Source organism: Mesorhizobium sp. M2A.F.Ca.ET.037.01.1.1, from assembly GCF_003998075.1.
Taxonomy (GTDB): Bacteria; Pseudomonadota; Alphaproteobacteria; order Rhizobiales; family Rhizobiaceae; genus Mesorhizobium.
Genome location: NZ_RZSA01001456.1, coordinates 1 through 1,109 on the forward strand (window position 1 = coordinate 1; position 1,109 = coordinate 1,109).

The window sequence follows — 1,109 nt, forward strand, 5'->3', positions numbered from 1 at the left end:
CATCGGCATAAGCTTCGCCTATCTGATCGGTGGAGTCGTCCTCACGGAGACGGTATTTAACATACCCGGTATCGGTCGTCTGGTCGTGGATGCAATCAACAACCGCGACTACCCCATCATACAGAGTGTGCTCATCCTGACTTCGGGTCTGTACGTCCTTATCAACCTCACGGTCGATCTGGCTTACACGCTGATCGATCCCCGGATCCGGTACTGATATGACGATTTTGTCCGCACCAGTTGAAGTCGAGCCGATGGGGCGGCTGCAGCTGTCCGATCTTCCCCGTCTGGCAAGACGGCACCCGCTGGTTCTGTTAGGCGGCGGTCTGCTGGCGCTCCTGATCATTCTGGCGCTTGCCGCCCCCCTTTACGCCGGCGATCCGGTGAACATGGATCCCTTCAAACGCCTCGAGGCACCTTCCGCCGAGATGTGGTTCGGAAGCGACAATCTGGGCCGGGACGTCTTTGCGCGAACGATCTTCGGTGCCCGGATCTCCCTCATGGTTGGATTGATGTCGGCGGCATGCGCGGCCATGGCTGGCCTCCTGATCGGAATCATCGCAGGCTACAGCCGAAGCTTCGACAACGTCGTCATGCGGGTAATGGACGGCCTGATGTCTATCCCGACGATTCTGCTGGCCATCGCCCTCATTTCTCTGACAGGACCGGGAATCGGCATCCTCATTGTCGCGATCGCGATCCCCGAGACGCCAGCCGTCGCGCGGCTGGTTCGTTCGGTCGTTCTGGGTGTTCGCGAGCGTCCCTACGTGGAGGCCGCGCTCTGCGGCGGTGCGCGCCTGCCCAAGGTGCTGTGGCGGCACATCCTGCCGAGCACCATTCCGGCGCTGATGGTCCAGGGCGCCACTGTCTGCGCCAGCGCGATCCTGACAGAGGCCGGGCTGAGCTTCCTGGGCGTAGGCGTGCCCCCCGAGATCCCCAGTTGGGGCAACATGATCGCCAGTTCGCGCCTGTATCTCGCCATTGCCCCATTGACGATCTTCGCCCCCGGTATCTGCCTTGCCGTCACGGTCCTTGCCGTCAACCTGCTCGGGGACGGCCTGCGCGACCTGTTCGATCCGCGCGCCAAGCGGAGGCGCTGACATGCAGAT

General features: G+C 62.3%; 2 protein-coding genes. Both read left to right on the top strand.

What is annotated here, in order from left to right; all coding sequences use genetic code 11:
* Nucleotides 1-217, top strand: a 217-nt coding sequence (locus tag EOA27_RS37545; protein ID WP_127258852.1) for an ABC transporter permease subunit, incomplete at its 5' end; no start/stop codon positions are given.
* 1 nt (nt 218) lies between these two features.
* Nucleotides 219-1,100 carry an ABC transporter permease gene (locus EOA27_RS37550; protein WP_127258854.1) on the top strand — a complete coding sequence of 294 codons (882 nt, stop codon included), beginning with the start codon at nt 219-221 and terminating at the stop codon, nt 1,098-1,100.
* The last annotated feature ends 9 nt before the right edge of the window (nt 1,101-1,109 follow it).

Excerpts from the sequence above, each read along its gene's own strand:
- EOA27_RS37550 (WP_127258854.1), top strand. The coding sequence starts at position 219 with ATGACGATTTTGTCCGCACCAGTTGAAGTCGAGCCGATGGGGCGGCTG.